This is a genomic window from Maricaulis alexandrii (assembly GCF_005871165.1).
Lineage (GTDB): Bacteria > Pseudomonadota > Alphaproteobacteria > Caulobacterales > Maricaulaceae > Maricaulis > Maricaulis alexandrii.
Genome location: NZ_SWKP01000006.1, coordinates 305,751 through 328,714, shown reverse-complemented (window position 1 = coordinate 328,714; position 22,964 = coordinate 305,751). Strand labels below are relative to the sequence as shown.

Genomic DNA, 22,964 nt, shown 5'->3' with positions numbered 1-22,964 from the left:
GAATTCATGGCAAGGCCCGTCCGGGACAACCGGGCGGGCCTTGTCGTTTCCGGGTTTGCTGCAAACGCGTAACAAACCGCAACAATGCTTTAATTGAATGCAGACATCGCCTGGTGTTGTGTGCAGGCGTGGATTGGCGTTTTCGCCGGTCCGTTAGGGTAAACAAGAGCAGACGGCGCGTAACAGTGATTAACCGGCACACATTGGCGGCCCCCGTGGTTTGCGCAGGCATTGGTCTCCACTCTGGCGAACGTGTCCGCATGGTGATGCAACCGGCTTCCGCCGGCGCTGGTATCAGCTTCGTCCGCACCGATATCTCCGACATCGACAACCGTATCCCGGCCAAGGCGGACGCTGTTTGCGAATTGCGCCTGGGCACGACGATCGGCAATGCGGCCGGCGCGACCATCGCGACGATCGAACACCTGATGGCGGCCCTGTCCGGCCTCGGTGTCGACGATGCCGTGATTGAGGTCGACGGATCGGAAATCCCGGTCATGGACGGCTCCTCCGCGCCCTTCGTCAAACTCATCCGTCAGGTGGGTCTGAAAGCGCATGCGGTTCCGCGTCGCGCGATCCAGGTGCTCAAGCCGGTAACGGTCGAAATGGATGAGCGCCGCGCCAGCTTCCTGCCGGCGCTGAAGCCGATGATCGAGGTGGAGATTGCCTTCGAGCATGCCGCCGTCGGTCGCCAGGCCTGCGTCTTCGACGTGACGCCGGACATTTTCTCCGACGACATCGCCGGTGCGCGCACGTTCGGTTTCCAGAAGGATTATGACGCCCTGCTCGCAGCCGGTCTGGCGCGCGGCGGTTCCATGGACAATGCCGTGGTGCTCGATGATGAGGGCGTCGCGAATCCCGAGGGTCTGCGTTTCAAGGATGAATTCGTCCGTCACAAGGCACTCGACGCTCTGGGCGATCTGAGTCTGGCCGGCGCGCCGATCATCGGCCGCTATTCGGCCGAGCGCCCGGGTCATGCCATCAACAATCTGGCTTTGCGTGCCCTGCTTGATGATCCGACCAGCTGGAAATGGATCAACATGCGGGATGATGCCCGCCAGGACGTCGCTCTGGCCCATTCCTGAGCGGCTGATTTCAACACAGTGCTGACGCGGCACTTTTGCCGTGGCAAATCATCCGCTACAACGTTTGCGAACGGGTGGCCGCCGGGCCGCCACAGCTGCTGAGCCCTGTGTCCAATGACCCTTCCGTTGCGTTCCCTGTTTTCGCTTGTCCTGTCCACCGCTGTTCTGGCGGGATGCGCCGGGAACCGGCCCGATACGGCTGTTGCCTATGTCGAGCGTCCGGCCGAAACGATCTACGCGACGGCGATCCAGCGCATGGATCGGGGCGACTATCGCACGGCGGCCCAGATCTTCGACGAAGTGGAGCGCCAGCACCCCTATTCGGAATGGGCGCGCCGGTCGATGCTGATGGCGGCTTTCGCGAACTATCAGTCGCAGAATTATGAGGAAGCGATCTCGGATGCCGAGCGATTCATCTCGCTGCACCCGGGTAACCGCAACGCCGCTTATGCCTACTATCTCGTCGCGATCTGCTATTTCGAGCAGATCATGGATGTCGGCCGTGACCAGGCCGCCACCCAGCAGGCCCTGGACGCGCTGCAGCAGGTTGTGCGCCGCTATCCGGAAAGCCGCTATGCGACCGATGCCCGCCTGAAGATCGACATGACGCGCGACCATCTGGCCGGCAAGGAAATGAGCATTGGCCGCTGGTATCTGCGCCGCAATTTCCATCTCGCAGCGATCAACCGTTTCCGCAATGTCGTGAATGATTACGGCACGACCTCGCACGTGCCGGAGGCGCTGCATCGCCTGGTGGAGTCCTATGTCGCCCTCGGCATCGACGAGGAAGCCCGTCAGGTCGCCGCCGTGCTCGGCTACAACTTCCCGGGCAGCGAATGGTATCAGGACAGCTATGATCTGCTCTCGCGCGAAGGCATCGCCATCGATGAAGCCATCGAGCAAGAGGATCCGTCCTATTTCGATCGCGCCTGGCGGCGTATCTTCGGCTAGGCGAGCGGGGGTGCGAACGGCTGAATGCTGCTCTCCCTTTCCATTCGCAACGTCGTCCTGATCGACGCGCTTGATGCGGCTTTCGAAAGCGGACTCTGCGCCCTGACCGGTGAAACCGGGGCTGGTAAATCCATTCTTCTGGGCGCACTGGGTCTGGCCGCAGGTGAACGCGCCGACCGGGCCCAGGTCCGGGCCGGGGCCGGTGAAGCCCAGGCCATTGCCGAATTCGACCTGCCCGATTCCCATCCGGCCCGCGCCTTGCTCGACGAGGCCGACATCCTGGTCGAGCCGGGCGAACCGGTGATCCTGCGGCGGCGCCTGGCCGAGGATGGCCGCTCACGCGCCCATATCAATGACCAGCCCGCCAGTATCGGCCTGCTTCGCGCCCTGGGTGATGTCCTGGTGGAAGTGCACGGCCAGCATGACGGCCGGGGCCTGATGGATCCCAAGACCCATCGCGGCTATCTCGACGCCTATGCGGATCATGCCGATCTGCTCAAGGCCTGCCGTGAGACCTGGTCCGGACTGGCCGAGGCCCGCAAGCGCCATGAGGAGCTGATCCGGGCCAACAAGGCCTCCGATGAGGAGAAAGCCTTTCTCACCCATGCGTTGGAGGAGTTGGAAACCCTGTCTCCGCGTGCCGGTGAAGAGGCAGCGCTCGCCGAGGAGCGCCAGTTCCTGCAAGGCGCCGAGCGCGCGCTGGGCGATCTCCAGGAAGCCCAGGACGCCCTGGCCGGCGATGGTGGCGGTCTGGAAGGCCGGCTCAATGCGGCCCTGCGCGGGCTGGAACGGGTGCGCTCTCATATCGGCGATGGCGGCGGCGCGGCCGGTGAAGCGCTGGAACGCGCTTCCGGTGCCATTGACCGGGCGCTGATCGAGTTTACCGAGGCCGAAGACGCCCTGTCTGATGCGGCGCAGGCCTTTGATGTCGAACCGGGCCAGCTGGACGCGGTCGAGGAACGCCTCTTCGCCCTGCGCGGGCTGGCGCGCAAGCACAATGTCGATGTCGATGACCTGGCGGCCTTGCATGGTCGGCTCGCCGAGCAGTTGGACGCGATTGAGAATGCTGCAGACCGGATCGCCGAGGCTGAACGCGCCATGTCGGCCGCCCGGGCGCGCTATGATGACGCCGCCCATGCGCTGAGCCGCAGCCGGACCCGCGCCGCCGAAAACCTGGCCGAGGCTGTGGCCACCGAATTGCCGCCGCTGAAGATGGAACGGGCGCGCTTCCGCGTGTCCATCCAGTCCGATGATGAGAAGGCCGGTCCGGACGGGCGCGACCAGATCGTTTTCGAAGTCGCGACCAATCCGGGCGCACCTTTCGGCCCGCTGGACAAGATCGCCTCGGGCGGCGAGCTGTCGCGTTTCGGTCTGGCGCTGAAGGTCGCCCTGGCCGGTGAGGATGAGGGCCTGGTCCTGGTCTTTGACGAGGTCGACCAGGGTGTGGGCGGCGCTGTCGCGGATGCGGTCGGCCGCCGTCTCAAGCGCCTGGCAGAGCAGGGCCAGACACTCGTGGTTACCCACTCGCCGCAGGTCGCTGCCGTCGCCGATCATCACTGGAAGATCGTCAAGGATGAGGACGGGCAGGGCGGCATGCGCGCCACGCTCATCCGCCTGGAAGGCGCCGAACGCCGCGAAGAGATCGCCCGCATGCTGTCGGGGGCCGAAGTCACGGATGCCGCGCGGGCCCAGGCTGATGCGCTGATGGCCGTCGAGGCCTGATCGGAACACGATAGAAACCGCTGCGCGGCCTCTGCCCGGAACGCTAATCCGGATCCCATTCCGGATCTCACTTCGGATCCGACACCGACCCCATCTCCCATCCCATCCCGGAACCCAATGCCAACGCCCACCGGATTGCCCCACGTAATCCTGCCTGCCCTGGGGCGGGACGGTTCTCAATATCCTTATAAGGAGATTAAGGCGGACTCCTTCAGGCGGCATGCATGCCTGTCCGATGGCGGTGCCGTTCCGGCTGCGGATTGATCTGCCGGATCTGCCGCCAGTTCTGCTGCCCATCCGCCTGCCTCGATGTGAGGCTGGGGTCTACCGGATGGGGCGGGGCTTCTGGCATAGTCGAGTCGCGCCGTCTGGCGTGTGGTTCCTGACTAGCCGGAAAGACCCGACCGCGATGAGCGCACTCAAGGACGTCGAAGCCCTGACCGAAAAAGAAGCGCGGGATGAGCATGCGCGCCTGGCGAAGGAAATCGCCAAGCACGACAAGGCCTACTACCAGAATGACGCGCCGAAAGTGTCGGATGCGATCTATGATGCCCTGCGTCAGCGGCTCGAGGGAATCGAGGCGCGTTTCCCGTTCCTGGTGGATCTGTTTTCCCCGACCCAGAGGGTCGGCGCGGCGCCGTCCGGCAAGTTCGGCGAGATCACCCATGCCGTGCCCATGCTCTCCTTGGGCAATGCGTTCAAGGATGAGGATGTCGAGGACTTCGTCGGCCGCATCCGCCGTTTTCTGGGTCTGGGCGAGAACGAGCCGGTTGCGATCACCGCCGAGCCCAAGATCGATGGCCTGTCCGCCTCGATCCGCTATGAAAAGGGCAAGCTGGTCCATGGCGCCACGCGCGGAGACGGCCAGACCGGCGAGGACGTCACCCGCAATCTCCTGACCCTCGACGAGATCCCGGACACCTTGGCCGGCACGGACTGGCCTGATGTGGTGGAAGTGCGCGGCGAGGTCTACATGTCCCACGCCGATTTTGCCGCCCTCAATGAACGCCAGGAAGCGGCCGGCAAACCCGCCTACAAGAACCCGCGCAATGCGGCTGCCGGCTCGCTGCGCCAGATCGATCCGGCGATGACGGCGCAGCGTCCGCTGAAATTCTTTGCCTATGCCTGGGGTGAGGTGAGTGAACCGCTGGCGCAGACCCAGCTTGATGCCGTTTCGAGACTCCAATCATTCGGTTTTGAGACCAATCCGCTGATGAAGCGGTGCAATGGCGTATCCGATCTGATTGACGTGTACCGCTCCATTGAGTCCCAAAGGGCAACGTTGGGCTATGACATTGATGGTGTCGTCTACAAGGTCGACCGGCTCGACTGGCAGGAGCGTCTGGGCTTCGATAGCCGAAAGCCACGCTGGGCCATCGCCCACAAATTCCCCGCCGAACAGGCCACCACGGTCCTGGAAGCCATCGACATCCAGGTCGGCCGGACCGGCGCCCTGACGCCGGTTGCCCGGCTCAAGCCGGTCACGGTCGGCGGCGTGGTGGTGACCAATGCCACCTTGCACAATCAGGACGAGCTGGAGCGCAAGGATATCCGCATTGGCGACACGGTGACTATCCAGCGCGCCGGTGATGTCATTCCGCAGGTCGTTCGCGTCGTCGATCCGGACCGGGCGGACCGGTCAGAGCCGTTCGACTTTCCCACGGAATGCCCCGTCTGCGGCAGTCATGCCGTGCGCGAACATGATGAAAAGACCGGCAAGCTGGACGCTGTCCGCCGTTGTACCGGCGGTCTGGTCTGTGCCGCCCAGTTGAAGGAGAGGCTCAAGCATTTCGTGTCGCGCAAGGCGTTCGATATCGAGGGGCTGGGCACCAAACAGATCGAGGCCTTCCAGGCAGAGGGCTTGGTCAAGGAGCCGGCGGATATCTTCACCCTGAAGGCGCGCAATGAGGCCGGCGAAATCTCACCGCCCCTGCAGAAGCGCGAAGGCTTCGGTGAAACCAGTATCGGCAATCTCTTCCAGGCGATCGAGGACCGGCGCACGATTGCGTTCGGCCGTTTTCTCAATGCCTTGGGCATTCGCCATGTCGGCGAGAACACGGCCCAGCTCCTGGCCCGCACCTACACGCGCTGGCCGGATTTCCGGGCGGCCGCTGAAGCCCTCGCCAACGAGGCCGTCCGGGCCGAGATGCTGGGGATAGACGGGATCGGCAATGCCGCCGTGGAAGCCCTGCAGCAGTATTTTTCCGAGAGCCATAACCGGGATGTTCTGGACCGGCTCGAGACGGAACTCACGATCGAGGACGCCGAAGCGGTCAAGAATGACAGCCCCGTGGCCGGCAAGACGGTGGTCTTCACCGGAACGCTGGAACGCATGACGCGCGACGAGGCCAAGGCCAAGGCGCAAAGCCTGGGCGCGAAAGTATCCGGCTCGGTCTCCGGCAAGACCGATTACCTCGTCGCAGGCCCGGGCGCCGGCTCCAAGGCCAAAAAGGCTGCGGATCTGGGCGTGGAAACCCTCACCGAGGATGAATGGTTTTCCCTCATCGGGGAGTAGCCCAAAAAAAGGCCGTCACGCGAGGTGACGGCCCAAGTGAACCCGATGGTGGTGGGGTGTCTTAAGTCCTAGAACGGCATCAGGAGGTCATAGAGCTCCTGGCCGTAGCGCGGGCGCTGCATGTCGGTCAGATGACCGCGGCCGCCATAGGAAATCCGGGCTTCGGCGATTTGCGTGTGGGCGATCGTATTGTCCGAAGCAATGTCTTGCGGGCGGGCGATCCCGGTGATCAGGAGCTCGCGAACCTCATTGTTCACGCGCACTTCCTGACGTCCGGCGATCACCAGATTGCCATTGGGCAGAACCTGGGTCACCAGGGCGGCCACCGTCAGAGAAATGCTCTCATTGCGGTTCACCGAGCCGGTGCCGGTCTGCGAGGAGTTCGAGCCGAAATCGGTCAGATTGTTCGGATCGATATTGTCGTTGAAGAAGCCGGTCAGGTCGGCGCCGAGGAAGCTGGCCAGATTGCTGTCTTCCGCCGAAGCCCGCGAGCGGGCGGTGGAATTCTGCAGCTGGGCGCTGTCGGAAATGTCGATATTGACCGTCAGGATGTCGCCGATGCGGGCCGCTCGCGGATCACCGAAGAAGGTCGGCGAATTGGCGTTCCACAGCGAATTGGACGTGCCGACAACGCGCTGTTGCGGCATGGCATAGGTCGGCATCGGGATTTGCGACGGACCGTTTCCGGCCAGCGGCGCCGGGCTTTCCAGCGGCGTCATCGGCGGGGTCTGGCCGACATAGGACAGACGGTCAGTGGCAGCACAGGCCTGCAGGGCGGCCGCACCGATGACGAGAAGAGCGAGCTTGCGGATCATGGGGGACTCCCTGGGCTTAGAAGCTGGTGGTGGCCGGCGAGAAGCCGACGCGGGCGCGGCCCGGCCCGTCGACGAGGGCCTCCACCGTGCGGTTGGACTGAAGATTGACGAAGCGGGCGAGTTCACCGTCGGCCGCATCCTCAAGGGCGCGGGCCCGGACGGAGAGCTGGATGCCGGGAGCTTCGAACAGAAGTGTGATGAGTTCGCCGCGTTCCACGACCATCGGCCGCTGGATGTCATAGCTGCGCAGGGCTTCGCCCGGACGCAGGGTGCGGCGGGTCTCGAAGCCGATCAGGTCCATCGGGTCGAGAACGGCGTCGGGACGGAGGCGATCAGCCCGGACCGAGAGCCAGTCAATGTCATCGCCGCTGATCTCGCTGCCGGCCGGCATCGCGCGGGCCAGGACCGGAACCTCGACCGTGGCATAGGCCCGGCCGGTGACACGGACCGGTTCGGCCCCGTCATAGGCGGCGACCTCTGCGGACAGCATGCCGGAGCGGATGTCATAGTTCAGCGACACGATCTGCGGACCGCCCACGCTTTCGACGGGGGCATGAAGCACGAGGCCGTTATTGGCCAGGCGGACATCATGGACCTGACCTTCGCGAGCCATCAGTTCGCCCTCGATCATGTCGGTCAGGATGTCGGCATCGACCGAGCGGCTAGCCCGGGCCACCGTGACGCGGCGGATGCCGCCGGCATTGGCCCAGTCCAGATCGTTTTCCGCCGCGATGCGCTGGATGTAACCGACATCCAGCGAGGTGCGGCTGCCCGGCGCCGGAGCGCGGGCGACGACGATGTCGGCGCTGGCGCCGGCATCGGTGAAAAGATCGCCCAGCGTGACATGTGCGCCCTCGACATTGAGGGTTTCGCGCAGGACGACCGTCTCGCCGGCCAGGGCCGGAGCCGTGGCCAGAGCCGTGGTGAGGCAGGCGAGAGCAAAGACGGATTGGCGGGTCATCAACTAGCCCTCCGTTAGCGCAGGTTCGAGGAGGCAGCGAGCATCTCGTCGGCAGCCGTGATCACGCGGGCATTCATCTCATAGGCCCGCTGGGCCTGGATGAGGGCGGTGATTTCGGAGACTGCGTTGACGTTCGCGCTTTCGACATAGCCCTGCATGACGGCGCCATAGCCGGGGCTGTCCGGCGTGCCGACATTGGCAGCACCGGAGGCGGCGCTTTCCAGGTAGAGATTGTCACCGATGGCTTCCAGCCCGCCTTCATTGAAGAAGGTGGCCAGTTCCAGCTGACCCACGGTCTGGGGTTCGGTCTGGCCGTCGATGAGCGCCTGGACCTGGCCTTGCGAGTTGATCGAGACTTCGCGGCTGTCCTGCGGGATCGCGATGCCCGGCGCGACGGGATAACCGTCGGCGGTGACGATCTGGCCTTCCGCGCTGATGGCGAAATTGCCGGCGCGGGTGAAGGCGTCGGAACCGTCCGGCATCTGGATGCGGAAGAAGCCGCGGCCGGAAATCGCCAGGTCAAACGGGTTGCCGGTATTGTTCAGCGAGCCCTGTTCCGTGATCCGGTAGATGGAGGAGGCCTGGACACCCAGGCCGACCTGGACACCGGTCGGCACGATCGTGCCGGCATCAGAGGAGTTCATGCCCATGGCCTGGACGTTCTGGTAGATGAGGTCCTGGAACTCGGCCCGCTGGCGTTTGAACCCCGTGGTGTTCATGTTGGCCAGGTTGTTCGAGATCACTTCGACATTCATCTGCTGGGCTTGCATGCCCGAAGCGGCGGTGGTGAGTGCACGCATGGTTCAACTCCTCCTTAGCTGACGCGACCGAGGCGCTCGATGGCGCGCTGGTTCAGGTCTTCGGCGTCTTTCAGGAATTTCGAGACGGATTGGTAGGACCGCATGATCGACATCATGTCGGTGATTTCGACGATGGACTGGACGTTGGAGCTTTCCACGAAGCCCTGGCGGACGACCGGGTCGAACATGGCCTGCGGCTCTTCATCCGGATTGTCGGAAGCCGGAATGGTGTAACGGCCATTGCCTTCCTTGGTCATCTCGGACCGGTTGGCGATTTCGAACACGCCGATGCGACCGACCTGGATCCCGTCCTGCATCACCGCGCCGCCATCGACGATCGTCGTGCTCTCGGCATTGGTGTTCAGCAGGATCGGGCCGCGCGTGTCGGCATCGAGAACGAGGGCGCCATCGGCGGCAACCAGCTGGCCTTCCGCGTCGGTGTGGAAGCGGCCATCGCGGGTGTATTGTTCGCGACCGTTCGATTCGACGGCGAAAAAGCCGTCACCCTCGATGGCGACATCGAAGGGGCGGCCGGTGAATTCCATCGCGCCCTGGGAGAAGTCACGGCCCATGCCCCACGTATTCACATACTGGAGGTCGGACGGACCGTCCGTGTGTTCGGCGGTCCGGGCGGGCTGATTCTCGAGCAGAAGCGATTCGGCCTTGAAGCCGGCCGTTTCTGCGTTGGCGATGTTGTTGGCGATCACGTCCATGCCCCGGCGAAGGGTCATCTGGCGCGTGAGGCCGATCATGATTGCGTTGTCCATCGGGCGGTTTCCTTTCTGGATACCTGGGGTCCGCCGTCATATCGCAGCGGTTGCCCGACAAGTTGCACGCAGCGTGCCAAGGTTAATTTCCATGGTTATCAATAACTTGGGGTGGGGAGGCCGGGGGGAAGGGGTTTCCCTTGCGGCAAAGGAGTCCGGGCGGGTGGGAACAATTTGCCGGGTTTGCTCCGATTACTACGAAACGTTAACCGCGTCCGCCGTTAATGGTTTCAGACGATTCTTCCGTTTGGAGCTGGCGGCATGGCCGACGAAAACGACGACATCGAAGACGAGACCGAAGGCGAGGAAAAGCCGAAGAAGAGCCCGATAAAACTGGCTCTTTTCATAGGCTTGCCCGTTCTTATTCTCTTGCTCGCGGGCGTGGGCGGTTTCCTGCTCTTCTCCGGCGGCGGAGATGACGAGGCCGCGCATGCCGACGACTCGCATGGCGAGAGCGACGGCCACGAGGTCGCCGAAGTGCATGATACGCACGGTGACGAGGTCTTTTATTATGACCTGACGGAGGGCGAGGGTGAGTCCGAGACCATCACCACGAACATCCGTTCGACCGATGGACGGCCGGTGATCCTGCAGCTGCAGGTCTCCTTTGAATCTTCCAATCCCGAACTGGGCGCCATTCTGGAAGCGAATGTCGATTCCATCATGGACCAGTTCATCATGTTCCTGCGCGAACTGCGTGAGGATGATCTGTACGGCTCGGCCGGCATGCACCGGGTTCGCCTGGAATTGCTGCGCCGTGTGAACCTGGCGATCGAACCCGCCCAGGTGGATGCCGTGCTCATCCAGCAGTTCATGATTGTCGACTAACCCCAAGGACGAGAGCCCGATGTCTGACGATATGGACCAGGATGCCCTTGCCGCCGAATGGGAGGCCATGGCCGAGGACGGTGACGACCTCGACCTGGCGTCCGAATGGGAGGCCATGGTTGGCGGCGGTGACGACGACGAACAGGACTTGCCGACTGTTGGTGGTGGCCCCGAACGCATCCTCAACCAGGACGAAATCGACAGTCTGCTCGGCTTCTCGCTGAGTGATGATGATGCGGCCGACAAGTCGGGCATCCGCGCCATCATCAACTCCGCGCTGGTCTCCTATGAGCGCCTGCCGATGCTGGAGATCGTCTTCGACCGCCTTGTGCGCCTGATGACGACTTCGTTGCGCAATTTCACCTCGGACAATGTCGAGGTTTCGCTGGACAACATCTCCTCGATCCGTTTCGGCGACTATCTGAACTCGATCCCGCTGCCGGCCATCCTGGCCGTGTTCCGGGCGCAGCAGCTGGACAATTACGGCCTGCTGACGGTGGACTCGAACCTGATCTACTCGATCGTGGACGTTCTGCTCGGCGGTCGCCGCGGCACCTCGGCGATGCGGATCGAGGGCCGTCCCTACACCACGATCGAACGCATGCTGGTCCAGCGGATGATTGAAGTCGTCCTCGGCGACGCCAAGCAGGCATTCGCACCGCTGACCGAGGTCGATTTCGATCTGGAGCGCGTCGAGACCAACCCGCGCTTCGCGGCGATTGCCCGTCCGGCGAACGCGGCCATCCTGGTCAAGCTGCGCATCGACATGGAAGATCGCGGCGGCCGGATCGAACTCCTGCTGCCCTATGCGACGCTGGAACCCATCCGGAAAATGCTGCTTCAGCAATTCATGGGTGAGAAGTTCGGTCGCGACAATATCTGGGAAGGCCACCTGGCGACCGAGTTGTGGTCGACCAATATGGAAGTGCACGCCGTACTCGACGAACAGCGCTTGCCGCTCGGCAAGGTCGCAGATCTCAAGGTCGGCGACACGCTCTTCCTCGACGCCACACCCCACAGTGAAGTTGAATTGCGTTGCGGGCAGGTGCCCCTGACGCGCGGCCGTATGGGCCGGATTGGACACAATGTCGCCCTGCGCCTGAGCGGACCGCTCTCGCCGGGCGCCAAAAAAGCGATGATGAGGTTCGCATGACGCTCGCAGCCCTGGTTTTCGAAGGCCTGGTGGCCGCCCTTCTTCTGGTCGCCGTCATCTCGTGCTGGCGTGTGGATCGTCGCCTGTCTGCCCTCAAGAAAGGGCAGGACGGCGTGCAGTCTTCGGTCATCGCGCTCAATGAGGCGACGGACCGGGCCCGCGCCAGCCTGGCGGCGCTTGAACGCGCCACGACCCTGTCCGGCAAGGAGCTGGAAGCGCGGGTCGCCGAAGCTCGCAAGCTGACCGACGAGCTGAGCCTGATCACGGGCAAGGCCGACCGCACCGCTGACAGCCTGGCCAACCGTCCGCGCACGGCGCCGCGTCGCCGCGCTGCCGATTTCTTTCCTGAAGGCGCCGGTTCGCGCGTCATCAACGACCTGAAGGACGTCCGCTAGATCCATGCGTGATTCCGTTCGCCTCCTCTCCGTTCTGGCCGTCCTGATGGGCGGTCTGTTTGGCCTGAAAGCCCTGTCTGTCGCCAATGGCGCCGCCGATTGGTGGAGCGCCCATGCGGCCACAATGCTGTCTGTTGAGGCGTCGGAGCAGGACACGGCCGAAGGGGATGTGCCGCCGGCAGACGATCAGGCCGAGACCGCTGACGACGCCGAGGAGGCCGCGCCGGCTCCGGCGCGCACCACGCCGCCTCCGGCCGGTGAAGTCTCGGCGGCCTTTGCCGAACGGATTGCCAATGGCGTGCGCACGGCCGAGGAAGAGCGTGTCATCTATCGGCTGCGCGAACGCTCGGCCGAACTGGATGCCCGCGAATCCGAGCTGGAAACCCGCGAAGCCCTGATGCTGGCCATGGAACAGCGTGTCGACGGCAAGATCGACGAGCTCAACTCCCTGCGCGACCAGATCATGGAACTGACCAATTCCCTGTCCGAACGCGAGAGCGAAGACATGCAGGTGATCGTTGCGTGGTATGCCGCCATGGATGCCCGCGACGCCGCCGAGCGCATCGCCACTCTGGACCTGGATACCCAGATCCAGATTGCGGCGCGCATGTCGAACCGCCAGTTCGGGCCGATCCTGGCGGAAATGACGCCGCCGGATGCTGCCCAGCTGACCCAGCGCATGGCGGCCCGGAGCGATTTGCCGGACACCGTGACGGAGCTGGAGGCGCGGCTTGCCGACGAAGGCTAGTCATATCCTGCGTCTGACCGGTCACGCCCTGGCGTTGGCCCTGCTCGGATCGACAGCCCTGGCCCAATCGGCCGGGGTGTTTGTCGTTGAGCGGTCCCCGGCAGGTGCGCGGATCCTGATCGATTATGATGATCGCGTCGGGGACAGCCGTCCCACGGCTGAAGCCTCCGTTGAACACACGGTTCTCATTGCCCGTCTGAGCGAACCGCTCGACGCCGACACGGATGATCTTGCGGCCCAGTTGGGTGACCTGGCGGCCCGCGCGCGTCTTGACCCGGACGGGCGCACCCTGCGTGTGGCCCTTAACCGCCCGGCCGATGCGCATGTGTCCTCAAGCTATGACCAAGTGGCAATCGATCTCGTCCCGCAGGGGGCTGATGCCCCGGACGCTGTGGTCTCGCCGCGCGAGGCCCGTGAACGCGAAGAGGCCCGCCGCGCCGCTGAACTGGCCGCCCTGCCGCCGCCGCCTCCGCCGCCGGCCGAAGCCTTGCCGGTGCGCTATCGCGTCGGGCAGGCCACGGAATATACGCGAATCGAGTTTCTTTGGCCGCGTGATGTCGACTTCACCCTGAGCCAGGAGGGCCGCGAGGCCGAAGTGCGTTTTGCGCAGCCGGCCGAGGTCAATCTGGACCGGCTGGCGGGCTCGCCGCCGCGTTTCCTGGAACGTCTTCGCGCCAGTCGTGAGGGCGATGAGTACGTCCTGCGTCTGACCGTGGACCCCGGCGTGCAGGTGCGGGCTTGGGGCGAGGATGGACGGATCGTCGTCGACTTGCCCGATCCGGACTTCGCCGACGCGGCGACATTGCTCGCCACGCTGGGCGACCAGCTCGACGCGGAAGCGGGTGAGCCTGTCTCAGAAACGCCGGAAACTGCACCTGCTGAAACGACGGAACAGCCGGTATCGGAAGCTCCGATTGATACGCAGGAGCCGGTCGCACCGCCGTCTTGGTTGGAGGCTGAGAACACCGAAGCCAATACGCAAGCCCCGACCGAATTGCGCGCCAACCCGGTGCCGGAAGGCGGCGTGGTTCGCGCCAACATGTCGGAATTCAACGGTGATTTGCGGATCGAGTTTGATTGGGCCGCAGCTCCGGGCGCATCCGTCTTCCGCCGGGGTGATGCGATCTGGATCGTTTTCGATGCGGCCGCCCGCCTCGATTTGCGCGAGCTGGATACGACCAACCGGCGCCATGTGCGGAATTTCGAAGCGGTGCAGGGTGAAGACTGGACGGCGGCCCGGATCGTTGTCCCGGCGGCCTCCCAGGCCGAGGCCCGGGTTGATGGCAGCCGTTGGACCGTTGTCTTTTCCGAGAGCATTGATGCGCCGCCGCGCCCGATCCAGGTGCGCCGTGATGCCCGCCGGGCCCGTCCGGGGCGCATTCTGCTGGACATGGCGGAACCGCGTGAAATCCGCTGGGTCACGGACCCTGTCGTAGGTGACCGGGTTGCCGTGGTGACCGCGGCCGCCCCCGTGCAGGGCGTGACGGCGCGCAGCGAGTTTGTCGGAGGCTCCATCCTGCCCAGCGCCCAGGGCGCGGCGGTCGAAGTGCTGGCCGATGACATCCATGTCGAATTGATCGGGTCCGGTGTCGTGGTATCGCGCCCCGGTGGTCTCAATCTGACGCCGGCTGGCGGGGATAGCGGTCGCCCCGACAATTCCGTCCTGGCCAATATTTCCTCGCCGGCCCTGATGTATTTTGATGCCTGGGCCGGGGATGGCTACTTCCCGGAAGAATGGCGCGCCCGCCTGCGCCGGGCCGCGCTGGAAGACGGCACGGATGGGCAGGTCGCGCTGGCGCGCTTTCTGTTGGCCAATGAATTGGCACCGGAAGCCCTTGGCATGCTCGACCTGGCACTGGAAACCGAACCCGCCCTGGCCAATGATGCGCATGTCCGCGCCATGCAGGGTGTGGCGAGCTACATGCTGAACCGCCTCGACGAGGCCGAGGAGTATCTCTCCCACGCCTCGCTGGCGATGGATCCTGCCGCAGATCTCTGGCGGGCCATGGCCGCCGTCGGTGAGGAGCGCTGGCAGGATGCCCGCCGCCGTTTCTCCTCTGGCGGGACGACCATCTATTATTACCCGCCGGTCTGGCAGGCGCGCTTCCACGCGGCCCATGCCCGGGCCGCGCTGGAACTGGGCGATTTCGCAGCGGCCCAGGACCATCTCTATCTGCTTGAGGGCGGCGAGCCGGATGAGCAGACCCGGATGGAAGCCGATTACATCCAGGCGCGCCTGGCGGAAGCCGATGGCGACTCCGAAGCCGCCATTCTCGGCCTGCAGGCGCTGGCCGAGTCCGGCGACGGCCTGATGGAAGCCCAATCCCTGTTCGATCTCTATCGCCTGCAGCTCGCTGTGGGCCAGATCAGCCGTGAAGAGGCGATCGAGAATCTCGAAAACCTCCGCTTTCGCTGGCGCGGTGACACGATCGAGCTGGAAACCGTTCGCATGCTGGGCGAGCTTTATGTTGGCTCGGGCGAGTATGCGCGTGGCCTGGAGACGATGGACACGGCCCAGGCGCGATTCCCCAATACCGAGGCCGGCCGCCGGATCGGCGAGGACATGACGACGATCTTCCGGCGCCTTTTCCTGGAAGGCGAGGCGGACCGCATGGATCCCGTCGAGGCCGTGGCGATTTTCTATCAGTACCAGCACCTCGCCCCCATCGGAGCGGATGGCGACCGCATGATCCGTCGCCTCGCGGACCGCCTGATTGCCTTTGATCTCCTCGACCCGGCCGCCGAACTCCTGCAACACCAGGTCAGTTCGCGTCTGCGCGAGCCGCTGGCACGGGCGCGTGTCGCGACCGATCTGGCCATCGTCTACCTGATGGACCGGCGCTACGAGGATGCGCTGAATGCCATCCGCACCTCCCGCGTCGCCGGTCTTCCGGAGGCCGTTGTGGATGAGCGTTATTTGCTGGAAGCCCGGGCCCTGTCCGAGCTGGGCCGCCATGATCAGGCGCTGGAACTGATTTCCGCGGACCAGTCCGAGGCGGCCAATCGGCTGCGGGCTGATGTCGCCTGGACCCGCCGCGACTGGGCCACGGCCGGCCGTCGCCTGGAAGGTATTCTGGGCAATCGCTACGCCGCCGATGAGCCGCTCGACCTGTCCGAGCAGGCCGATGTGATGCGGGCGGCCATCAGCTATTCCCTGGCCCGGGACATGACCGGCGCCCGCCGGCTGGGTGAGCGCTATGGGCCGGCCATGGACCAGACGGACCAAGCGGCCGCTTTTGCGCTTCTCACCGATGATGATGCCCGCGCCGGCAGTGCCCGCTTCTCGGATCTGGCCACCCGGATTGCCAGCATTGACACGCTGGAAGCCTTCATCGAGCCCTTCCGCGACCGTTTCAACAATGGCGGTGGGCCGAGTTAATTCGTCGCTTTGATTGCCTTGGGCGAAGAGCGCACACTCCTGTCGGGTTACAGGAGATACAGCCATGATCCTCGTTGATATTGATGCCGAAGCCGGTCTGGTCGTGGCCAAGGCGGTCGGTGAAGTGACCGCGAAAGACTATGAGCAGGCGCTGGTCCCGGGGCTGGAGGCCGCGATCGAGGCTCACGGTCCGGTACGCATGCTGTACTGGTTCGGTCCGGAGTTTGACGGCTTTTCGCCCGGAGCCATGTGGGCGGATGCGCGGGTCGGCCTCCAGCACATGACGGATATCTCGCGTATTGCCGTGGTGACAGACAATGCGGCCATCTCCGCCATGGTGACCGGCGTGTCGATCTTCATGCCCATGCCGGTACGGGTCTTCGACGATGACAAGATCGGCGCGGCAAACGCCTGGCTGGTCGGCGGGGACTGAGGTCAGCCGCTGGCCGGCCCGATCGTCCCGAAGCTCTGCATCAGGGACCCCGTCACGAGCCGCCAGCCATCGACGAGGACGAAGAAGATCAGCTTGAACGGGAGTGAGATCACGATCGGTGGCAGCATCATCATGCCCATGGACATGAGGATTGAGGCGACCACCAGGTCGATGATCAGGAAGGGGATGAAGAGCAGGAAGCCGATCTCGAAGGCCCGCCGCAGTTCGGAGATCATGAAGGCGGGCGCGACGATCCAGAACGACGTGGCTTCCGGGCTGTCCGGCAGCGGCTGTTCGGACATTTCGATGAACAGGGCCAGATCATCCTCGCGCGTGTGGGCGAGCATGAAGGTTTTCAGCGGTGCCGTTGAGCGGTCGAAGGCTTCGGTAAGCTCGATCTCTTCCTCCAGCAGGGGCTGGATCCCTTCGTCATAGGACTGGGTGAAGACCGGCGCCATGATGAAGCCGGTCAGGAAGATGGCCAGCGAGACCAGGACGGCGTTCGGCGGACTCTGCTGCAAGCCCAGACCGGTGCGCAGCAGGGAAAGCACCACGATGATCCGCACGAAACTCGTCGTCATGATGATGATCGACGGGGCCAGGGAGAGGACGGTGAGCAGGGCGACCAGCTGCAGGACGCGCTCGGTCAGCTCGCCCTGGGTGCCGGTATCGATGGTAATGCTCTGTGCGTCGGCCACGCCGGCCCCGGCCAGCGTGAGCAGGCCCAGAAGGAAGAGAACCGCACAGGTCCAGAAGCCCTTCTTCATGATGCCGTCTCCTGCAGTTCGGCGGGTTCGGCCGGTGCGGCCTGGCTGGACAGGATGGTTTCCGCTTCGGCGCCGAGGAGCACGACATGCTCCATGTCATCGGCCTGGAGAATCACCAGACGGCGGCGCGGATCGATGACCAGGGTTTCCTTCAACGCCAAGCGCCGGCGATGGCCCTGGGTGAGGGCGCGCAAACCGGTCATGTTCTGGAGAATCCAGCCTTTTCTGACGGCATGGGAGAACAGGCCCAGCCCGCCCAGCAGCATGGCCAGGATGGCGATGGCGAAGAAATAATGCGTCCAGTCGATCTCGGTCATGGAAGACCCTGCCTCATAAGAGATTACCCCGGTGTGGGGTGATGCGGTTAAGGCGGCATTAACTGTGCGGGAGCAGGTTCGTTAAGACGTAGAGAAGGGGATTCGCGCATGCGACCCGATGACGTGTCCGTCCTGGCCATGCTTCGCCAATCGATGAGCTTCAATGCCGAGCGCCAGCGTGTGATCTCGGAAAACGTCGCTCATGCGAATACGCCTGGCTACACGGCCAAGGACCTCGACGTCGCCGACTTCCAGAGCGCGCTGCAGCGTCAGCTGCGCGGCCAGGGCGTCGCTGGCGGAACATCGGGCGTGCGTCTGGAAACCGCCGAGGCCGGTCACATGTCCGGATCGGGCGGTGGCTCGGCGTCCCGCTCCTGGAGCAGCCAGGATGCGCCGGACTCTGAAACCACGATCAATGGCAATTCGGTCGTCCTGGAAGAACAGATGGTTCGTGCCCAGGAAGTCCGCATGCAGTACGAAACCGCACTGACCCTCTACCAGAAGAATCTGGGGCTCATCCGGACGGCGATCCGTCCGGTGGCCCGATAGGAAGGTGACTCAAAATGGGTGACGCAAACGACTCCATGTCGATCTCTGCAGCCGGCCTCCGGGCGCAGGCTGCGCGCATGCGCATCATTTCGGAAAACATCGCCAACGCCGAATCGACGGCGCGGGAACCGGGCGGTGATCCCTATCGCCGCCAGATCCCGGTTTTCGAGGCCGAGCTGGACCGCGCCACCGGGCTCAACATGGTCCGCATGACCGATGTCGCGCCGGACGAGAGCGAGTTCACACTGGAATACGACCCCGGTCACCCGGCGGCCAATGCGGAAGGCTATGTCAGCACATCGAATGTGCAGATGCTGGTCGAGATGATGGATATGCGTGAAGCGATGCGCACCTATGAGGCCAATCTCAACATGATCGAGAATTCGCGCCGCATGCAGCAAAGCACGCTGGACCTGCTGCGCCGCTAGAACGCGCGCGCCGCCTTGAGAAACGAGGATAGTTAGACATGGCTGATCTTGCCGCCGTCCAGGCCTACCAGGCCGCGGTCCGTGCCGCCCAGCAATCCAATATGGGGACTCAGCCCGAACCGACCTCCGGGCTCGATTTCGGGAATATGGTCACCAGTGCCATTGCCGATACGACCGGTGCCGTGGCCAATGCCGAACAGATGTCTGCGGCCGCTGCTGCCGGTGAAGCTGAATTGCTCGACGTGGTGACGGCCGTCTCTGCCGCCGAGATCTCGCTGGAAACCGTCGTCGCCGTCCGCGACGAGGTGGTCCGCGCCTACCAGGAAATCCTGCGCATGCCGATCTGATTGTTTCGGTACCGTTCGGACACAAAAAAGGCCCCGCTTGCGGGGCCTTTTTCATGCGCTGGGTCCGGCTTATTGCTCCGACCCGGTCTCTTCCTCGATCCAGGCCTGGACCTGTTCCTCCAGCACCGCCATCGGCATGGCGCCCTGGGTCAGGACGACATCGTGGAAGTCGCGGATGTCATAGGCCTCGCCGAGGGCCTCTTCCGCCATCCCGCGCAGCCGCAGGATTTCCAGCATGCCCACCTTGTAGGCCGTCGCCTGGCCCGGATAAACGATGTAGCGGTCGATCGCATTGCGGCTGTCACCTTCCGGGTTCGGCGTGTTCTCCAGCAGGTACTGGACCGCCTGCTCGCGGTCCCACTGGTGATAGTGCAGGCCGGTGTCCACGACGAGGCGGCAGGCCCGCCACAGCTCCATCGCCAGACGGCCGAAGTCCGAATACGGGTCGGAATAGAAGCCGTACTCGACCGGCAGGTATTCCGTGTAGAGACCCCAGCCTTCGGTATAGGCCGTGTAACCGCCGAAGCGGCGGAAGGCCGGCACGTCCTGCAGCTCCTGCATGATGGCCAGCTGCATGTGGTGACCCGGAAGGCCTTCATGATAGGCGAGGGCTTCCATCTGGTAGGTCGGCATGTCGGCCATGTCGCGCAGATTGGCGTAGTACACACCCGGGCGCGAGCCGTTCGGGGCCGGGCGCTGGTAGAAGGCCTTGCCGGCGGACGCCTCGCGGAAGGGTTCGACGCGGCGCACGACCAGATCGGCTTCCGGGAAGGTGTTGAACATTTGCGGCAGGGTCTCGCGCATCGTGTCGATCAGCGCGGTCGCGTCGGCCAGATAGGCGTCACGTCCCTCATCCGTGTTCGGGTAGTAGAATTGCTCGTCCGTGCGCATGAACTCGAAGAAGTCCTGCAGTGAGCCCTCGAAACCGACCTGGTCCATGATGGCGCGCATTTCGTCATGGATGCGGGCGACTTCCTGCAGGCCGAGCTGGTGGATCTCCTCGGCGGAGAGGTCCATCGTCGTATAGCCGTTGAGCAGATGGTTGTAGTACTCGCCGCCATCGGGATGCTTCCAGATGCCGTCATCCTCGGTGGCTTGCGCAGCCTGTTCCTCGAACAGGGCGATGATGCGCTGATAGGCCGGCTCGACGACTGCGGTGAGCGCCGTCTCGGCTTCACCGATCAGGCGTTCCGCCTCGGCCGGATCCAGCTCCAGCGCCTCGACCTTGCCGCGGAAGTCCGCCATCAGCGGGCTGTCCTCGCCGCTGTCATCAAAGGGCGCACCCGTGATGACGTTCTGCGAGGTCTCGATCATCGGGGCATAGGTCCACAGCGGGGTGAACACGCCCAGTTCGAAGGAACGGCGGGAGTTCGCGATGGCCTGGTCGAGATAATCGCCCATGCCGTTGAGGCGCTCGATATAGGCCTCGGCATCGTCCAGCGTGTCGACCCGGTGATTGTTGATCAGGAAGGTCGGCGTGTTCATGTGCGGACCGGAGCGCGGCGTGAAGGTGTAGCCATGGTCACGCCAGCGCCAGGACTGTGCGTCGCGTTCCGCATCATACTCGAACAGGCGCCAGGACAGCTGGGCGTTTTCGTCCAGCGCGTCGTAATCGAAATTGGCCCGCATATAGGCCAGATTGTCCTGGCCGATCCGGTAGGTCTCTTCCTGGAAGGCCGGCGAATTGTCGTTCCAGGCGCCGTAATTCGTCTTGCGGCCGAGATAGGTCTGGAATTGCGGATATCGGTTGAGCCCTTCCTCGAAGACCTGGTCGAACCAGGCGTTCAGGCGGTCGCTTTCCGTCTCTGCGGCCTCGGCCGCATCCGTTACGGCAGCCGAAGCTTCTGCAGATGTCTCGGACGACGTCGTCGGGGCGACATCCTCGCCCTCATCACCGGTGGGCGAGCAAGCGGCCAGCAGCGCCAGGGCGGAAACCCCGGCCAGCCAGGAGGCGGGTGTGAATTTGGACATCGTTTTCCCCTTTACTCGGAACCCTGCGGCCGGTTGGCCGCGACATAATCATTGACCAGCTCGGTCAGGACCGGCAGCGGCAGGGAGCCATTTGTCAGCACGACATCATGGAACTCACCCCAGTCGAAAGCCTCGCCCAGTTCGGCCTGGGCATAGTCGCGCAGATCGCGGATCCGCATCTGGCCGATCTTGTAGGAGGTCGCCTGGCCCGGCCAGACGATGTAGCGCTCGACTTCCCGCGTGACTTCCTCCTCGGTGAAGGAGGTGTTCTCCAGCAGGTATTCGATGGCGTCCTCGCGGCTCCAGCGCAGGGCGTGGATGCCGGTATCGACCACCAGGCGGCCGGCGCGCCACAGCTCGTAGGCGAGGCGGCCGAAGTCCTGATACGGGTCGGTGAAAAGGCCCATATCCTTGCCCAAGCTCTCTGCATAGAGCGCCCAGCCTTCGCCGAAGGCGGACAGGTAGAGCTGGCGCTGGAACATGGGCTGGCCTTCCAGCTCCTGGGTCAGGGCGAGTTGGAAATGGTGACCGGGAATGCCCTCATGATAGGCGAGGGTCTCCATCTGGTAGGTCGGCAGGTTCCGCATGTTCGACGTGTTGGCGTAGTAGATTCCGGGGCGGGACCCGTCCATCGCCGGTGAATTGTAGAAGGCGGTTGGTGAACCGGCGGCGCGGAAGGCCTCCACTTCACGCACGACCATCGGCGCCTGCGGTGTGGTGTCGAAATAGTCCGGAATGACATCCCGCACCCGGTCGAACACGGCATCCACCTCGTTGAGATAGCGCTCACGGCCTTCCGGGGTATTGGGATAGTAGAACTGCTCATCGGTCCGCATGAATTCGAAGAATTCGCCCAGCGTTCCCTCGAATCCGACCTGCTCCATGATGCCGCGCATCTCGCCATGGATGCGCTCGATCTCGGACAGGCCGATATCGTGGATCTCCTGGGGGGAAAGGTCGGGCATGGTGGTGAAACCGGCCAGCTGGCTCTGGTAATAGGCTTCGCCGCGCGGCAGCTTCCAGGCCCCGTCGCGGGTGTCGGACATTTCCTGGTGGCGTTCGAACATCGCGATCAGGCGCTCATAGGCCGGGCCGGTCTGCGTCTGCATGACCTGGATCGCGCGGGCGATCAGGTCATCCTTGGCGGCCTGGTCGATCTCCAGCGCATTCACCTTGGCACGAAAATCCGCGAGCAGCGGGCTGTCGGTCTCGCTGTCATCGAACGGCGCGCCGGTAATCACGGCGCGTGTATTGCCGATCAGATAGTCGAAGGCGAAGCGCGGCGGCATGACGCCGGCCTCTGCCCGCGTGTCCGCCCGTTCGATCAGCGTGTCGAACACGTCGCTGAAGCCGGCCAGTCGCGAGATATAGGCCTCGGCATGGTCGGTATTGTCGACCCGATGGGTATTGATCAGGAAGGTCGGCATGCCGGTGTGCGGGCCGAACATCTGCGTAAAGACATACGTCTGGTCGCGAAACTCGTACTGGCGAATTCCGGTTTCCTGCAGATACTCGAACACCCGGTAGGAGACCTGGCCCTGCTCGTCGAGCGCTTCGAAATTGAAGGCGTCATGGAGATGGGCGAGGCGGTCGATCCGGCGTTGCTGGTCGGCCTGGGCTGCGGCGTCGGACACATCATCCCACTGGCCATAGGCCTCCAGATCGTCCAGCCGTCCCAACGAGGTCATGCCCTGGGGCGAGCGCGACAGGTCGGCTTCGAACAACAGGTTGAACCAGGCATAGAGCTGCTCGGTCTCGGTCTGTTCGACCGGGCGCTGGGCCTCGCTGATCGGGGCTTCAGGCGCGTTCGTGTTGCCGGCTTCCGGCTGCGAACAGGCGGCCACTAGGGCCAGCATCGACACGGCCAGCGGCGTGCGTACGGATCGGATCATTTTCGGTCTCCCCACCCGGCGCTCTCTCCTCCCACAGGTCGAGCGCCTCAGAACGGACGGCAGCCGCTACCGGCCGGCAGCGGCTGTCCTCCTGATATAGTCTGGCAGGATACCCTTTAGCAGGGCTGGCCTGTCAAATGT

At 64.0% G+C, this 22,964-nt stretch carries 21 protein-coding genes; 13 read left to right on the top strand and 8 right to left on the bottom strand.

Annotated elements, in window-relative coordinates; translation table 11 throughout:
* Nucleotides 1-128: 128 nt before the first annotated feature.
* From lpxC to ligA, 4 genes are all read left to right on the top strand, one after another.
* Nucleotides 129-1,085, top strand: coding sequence for a UDP-3-O-acyl-N-acetylglucosamine deacetylase (gene lpxC, locus FCS99_RS07915; protein WP_325053215.1), 957 nt, complete (start codon nucleotides 129-131; stop codon nucleotides 1,083-1,085).
* 114 nt (nucleotides 1,086-1,199) lie between these two features.
* Entirely contained in the window at nucleotides 1,200-2,036 is an 837-nt protein-coding gene (locus FCS99_RS07910; RefSeq protein WP_138511537.1) for an outer membrane protein assembly factor BamD, read from the top strand.
* 24 nt (nucleotides 2,037-2,060) lie between these two features.
* A complete protein-coding gene (gene recN / locus FCS99_RS07905; RefSeq protein ID WP_138511536.1) occupies nucleotides 2,061-3,758 on the top strand; it encodes a DNA repair protein RecN in 1,698 nt (565 codons plus the stop codon).
* Nucleotides 3,759-4,167: 409 nt separating this feature from the next.
* Entirely contained in the window at nucleotides 4,168-6,273 is a 2,106-nt protein-coding gene (gene ligA, locus FCS99_RS07900) for an NAD-dependent DNA ligase LigA (protein ID WP_138511535.1), read from the top strand.
* Nucleotides 6,274-6,341: 68 nt separating this feature from the next.
* Here ligA and flgH read toward each other — a convergent pair whose 3' ends face one another.
* The 4 genes from flgH to FCS99_RS07880 are packed head-to-tail and all read right to left on the bottom strand — an operon-like array spanning nucleotide 6,342 to nucleotide 9,616.
* Complete coding sequence (gene flgH, locus FCS99_RS07895) at nucleotides 6,342-7,088, bottom strand: flagellar basal body L-ring protein FlgH (protein ID WP_138511534.1); 747 nt, start codon at nucleotides 7,086-7,088, stop codon at nucleotides 6,342-6,344.
* Between the two features lie 16 nt (nucleotides 7,089-7,104).
* On the bottom strand, nucleotides 7,105-8,049 hold the full coding sequence (gene flgA, locus FCS99_RS07890; protein WP_138511533.1) for a flagellar basal body P-ring formation chaperone FlgA: 945 nt from the start codon (nucleotides 8,047-8,049) through the stop codon (nucleotides 7,105-7,107).
* 14 nt (nucleotides 8,050-8,063) lie between these two features.
* On the bottom strand, nucleotides 8,064-8,849 hold the full coding sequence (flgG, locus tag FCS99_RS07885) for a flagellar basal-body rod protein FlgG (RefSeq protein ID WP_138511532.1): 786 nt from the start codon (nucleotides 8,847-8,849) through the stop codon (nucleotides 8,064-8,066).
* 14 nt (nucleotides 8,850-8,863) lie between these two features.
* Complete coding sequence (locus tag FCS99_RS07880; RefSeq protein WP_138511531.1) at nucleotides 8,864-9,616, bottom strand: flagellar hook-basal body complex protein; 753 nt, start codon at nucleotides 9,614-9,616, stop codon at nucleotides 8,864-8,866.
* Between the two features lie 261 nt (nucleotides 9,617-9,877).
* Here FCS99_RS07880 and FCS99_RS07875 point away from each other — a divergent pair, with 261 nt between their 5' ends.
* From FCS99_RS07875 to FCS99_RS07850, 6 genes are all read left to right on the top strand, one after another.
* A complete protein-coding gene (locus FCS99_RS07875; RefSeq protein ID WP_138511530.1) occupies nucleotides 9,878-10,444 on the top strand; it encodes a flagellar basal body-associated FliL family protein in 567 nt (188 codons plus the stop codon).
* A 67-nt stretch (nucleotides 10,445-10,511) separates the two neighbouring features.
* Nucleotides 10,512-11,597: a flagellar motor switch protein FliM gene (gene fliM, locus FCS99_RS07870; protein WP_407658277.1), complete on the top strand. Its 1,086-nt coding sequence runs from the start codon at nucleotides 10,512-10,514 to the stop codon at nucleotides 11,595-11,597.
* On the top strand, nucleotides 11,594-11,992 hold the full coding sequence (locus tag FCS99_RS07865) for a DUF6468 domain-containing protein (protein WP_138511528.1): 399 nt from the start codon (nucleotides 11,594-11,596) through the stop codon (nucleotides 11,990-11,992). The genes fliM and FCS99_RS07865 overlap by 4 nt, the downstream gene beginning before the upstream one ends.
* A gap of 4 nt (nucleotides 11,993-11,996) precedes the next feature.
* Complete coding sequence (locus FCS99_RS07860) at nucleotides 11,997-12,740, top strand: MotE family protein (RefSeq protein ID WP_138511527.1); 744 nt, start codon at nucleotides 11,997-11,999, stop codon at nucleotides 12,738-12,740.
* A complete protein-coding gene (locus FCS99_RS07855) occupies nucleotides 12,724-16,119 on the top strand; it encodes a hypothetical protein (protein ID WP_138511526.1) in 3,396 nt (1,131 codons plus the stop codon). Before FCS99_RS07860 ends, FCS99_RS07855 begins: the two co-directional genes overlap by 17 nt.
* 64 nt (nucleotides 16,120-16,183) lie before the next feature.
* Nucleotides 16,184-16,552, top strand: coding sequence for a SpoIIAA family protein (locus FCS99_RS07850; RefSeq protein ID WP_138511525.1), 369 nt, complete (start codon nucleotides 16,184-16,186; stop codon nucleotides 16,550-16,552).
* Between the two features lie 2 nt (nucleotides 16,553-16,554).
* On the opposite strand, the gene fliP is transcribed toward FCS99_RS07850, so the two are convergent.
* Both fliP and FCS99_RS07840 read right to left on the bottom strand, forming a co-directional pair.
* Nucleotides 16,555-17,319, bottom strand: a complete 765-nt coding sequence (gene fliP / locus FCS99_RS07845; protein ID WP_138511524.1) for a flagellar type III secretion system pore protein FliP — start codon at nucleotides 17,317-17,319, stop codon at nucleotides 16,555-16,557.
* A complete protein-coding gene (locus tag FCS99_RS07840; protein WP_138511523.1) occupies nucleotides 17,316-17,636 on the bottom strand; it encodes a flagellar biosynthetic protein FliO in 321 nt (106 codons plus the stop codon). Before FCS99_RS07840 ends, fliP begins: the two co-directional genes overlap by 4 nt.
* Nucleotides 17,637-17,744: 108 nt before the next feature.
* Between FCS99_RS07840 and flgB the strand changes: the two genes are divergently transcribed.
* Genes flgB through fliE form a run of 3 tightly spaced genes read left to right on the top strand, consistent with a single transcriptional unit; the run spans nucleotide 17,745 to nucleotide 18,960 of the window.
* The gene (gene flgB / locus FCS99_RS07835) at nucleotides 17,745-18,185 is read left to right on the top strand and encodes a flagellar basal body rod protein FlgB (protein WP_138511522.1); all 441 of its coding nucleotides are present in this window, start codon (nucleotides 17,745-17,747) and stop codon (nucleotides 18,183-18,185) included.
* Between the two features lie 14 nt (nucleotides 18,186-18,199).
* Entirely contained in the window at nucleotides 18,200-18,613 is a 414-nt protein-coding gene (flgC, locus tag FCS99_RS07830; RefSeq protein ID WP_138511521.1) for a flagellar basal body rod protein FlgC, read from the top strand.
* Nucleotides 18,614-18,651: 38 nt separating this feature from the next.
* On the top strand, nucleotides 18,652-18,960 hold the full coding sequence (fliE, locus tag FCS99_RS07825; RefSeq protein ID WP_138511520.1) for a flagellar hook-basal body complex protein FliE: 309 nt from the start codon (nucleotides 18,652-18,654) through the stop codon (nucleotides 18,958-18,960).
* Nucleotides 18,961-19,029: 69 nt separating this feature from the next.
* Here fliE and FCS99_RS07820 read toward each other — a convergent pair whose 3' ends face one another.
* Both FCS99_RS07820 and FCS99_RS07815 read right to left on the bottom strand, forming a co-directional pair.
* Complete coding sequence (locus FCS99_RS07820; protein ID WP_138511519.1) at nucleotides 19,030-20,931, bottom strand: DUF885 domain-containing protein; 1,902 nt, start codon at nucleotides 20,929-20,931, stop codon at nucleotides 19,030-19,032.
* 11 nt (nucleotides 20,932-20,942) lie between these two features.
* Complete coding sequence (locus FCS99_RS07815) at nucleotides 20,943-22,823, bottom strand: DUF885 domain-containing protein (RefSeq protein ID WP_138511518.1); 1,881 nt, start codon at nucleotides 22,821-22,823, stop codon at nucleotides 20,943-20,945.
* Nucleotides 22,824-22,964: the final 141 nt, after the last annotated feature.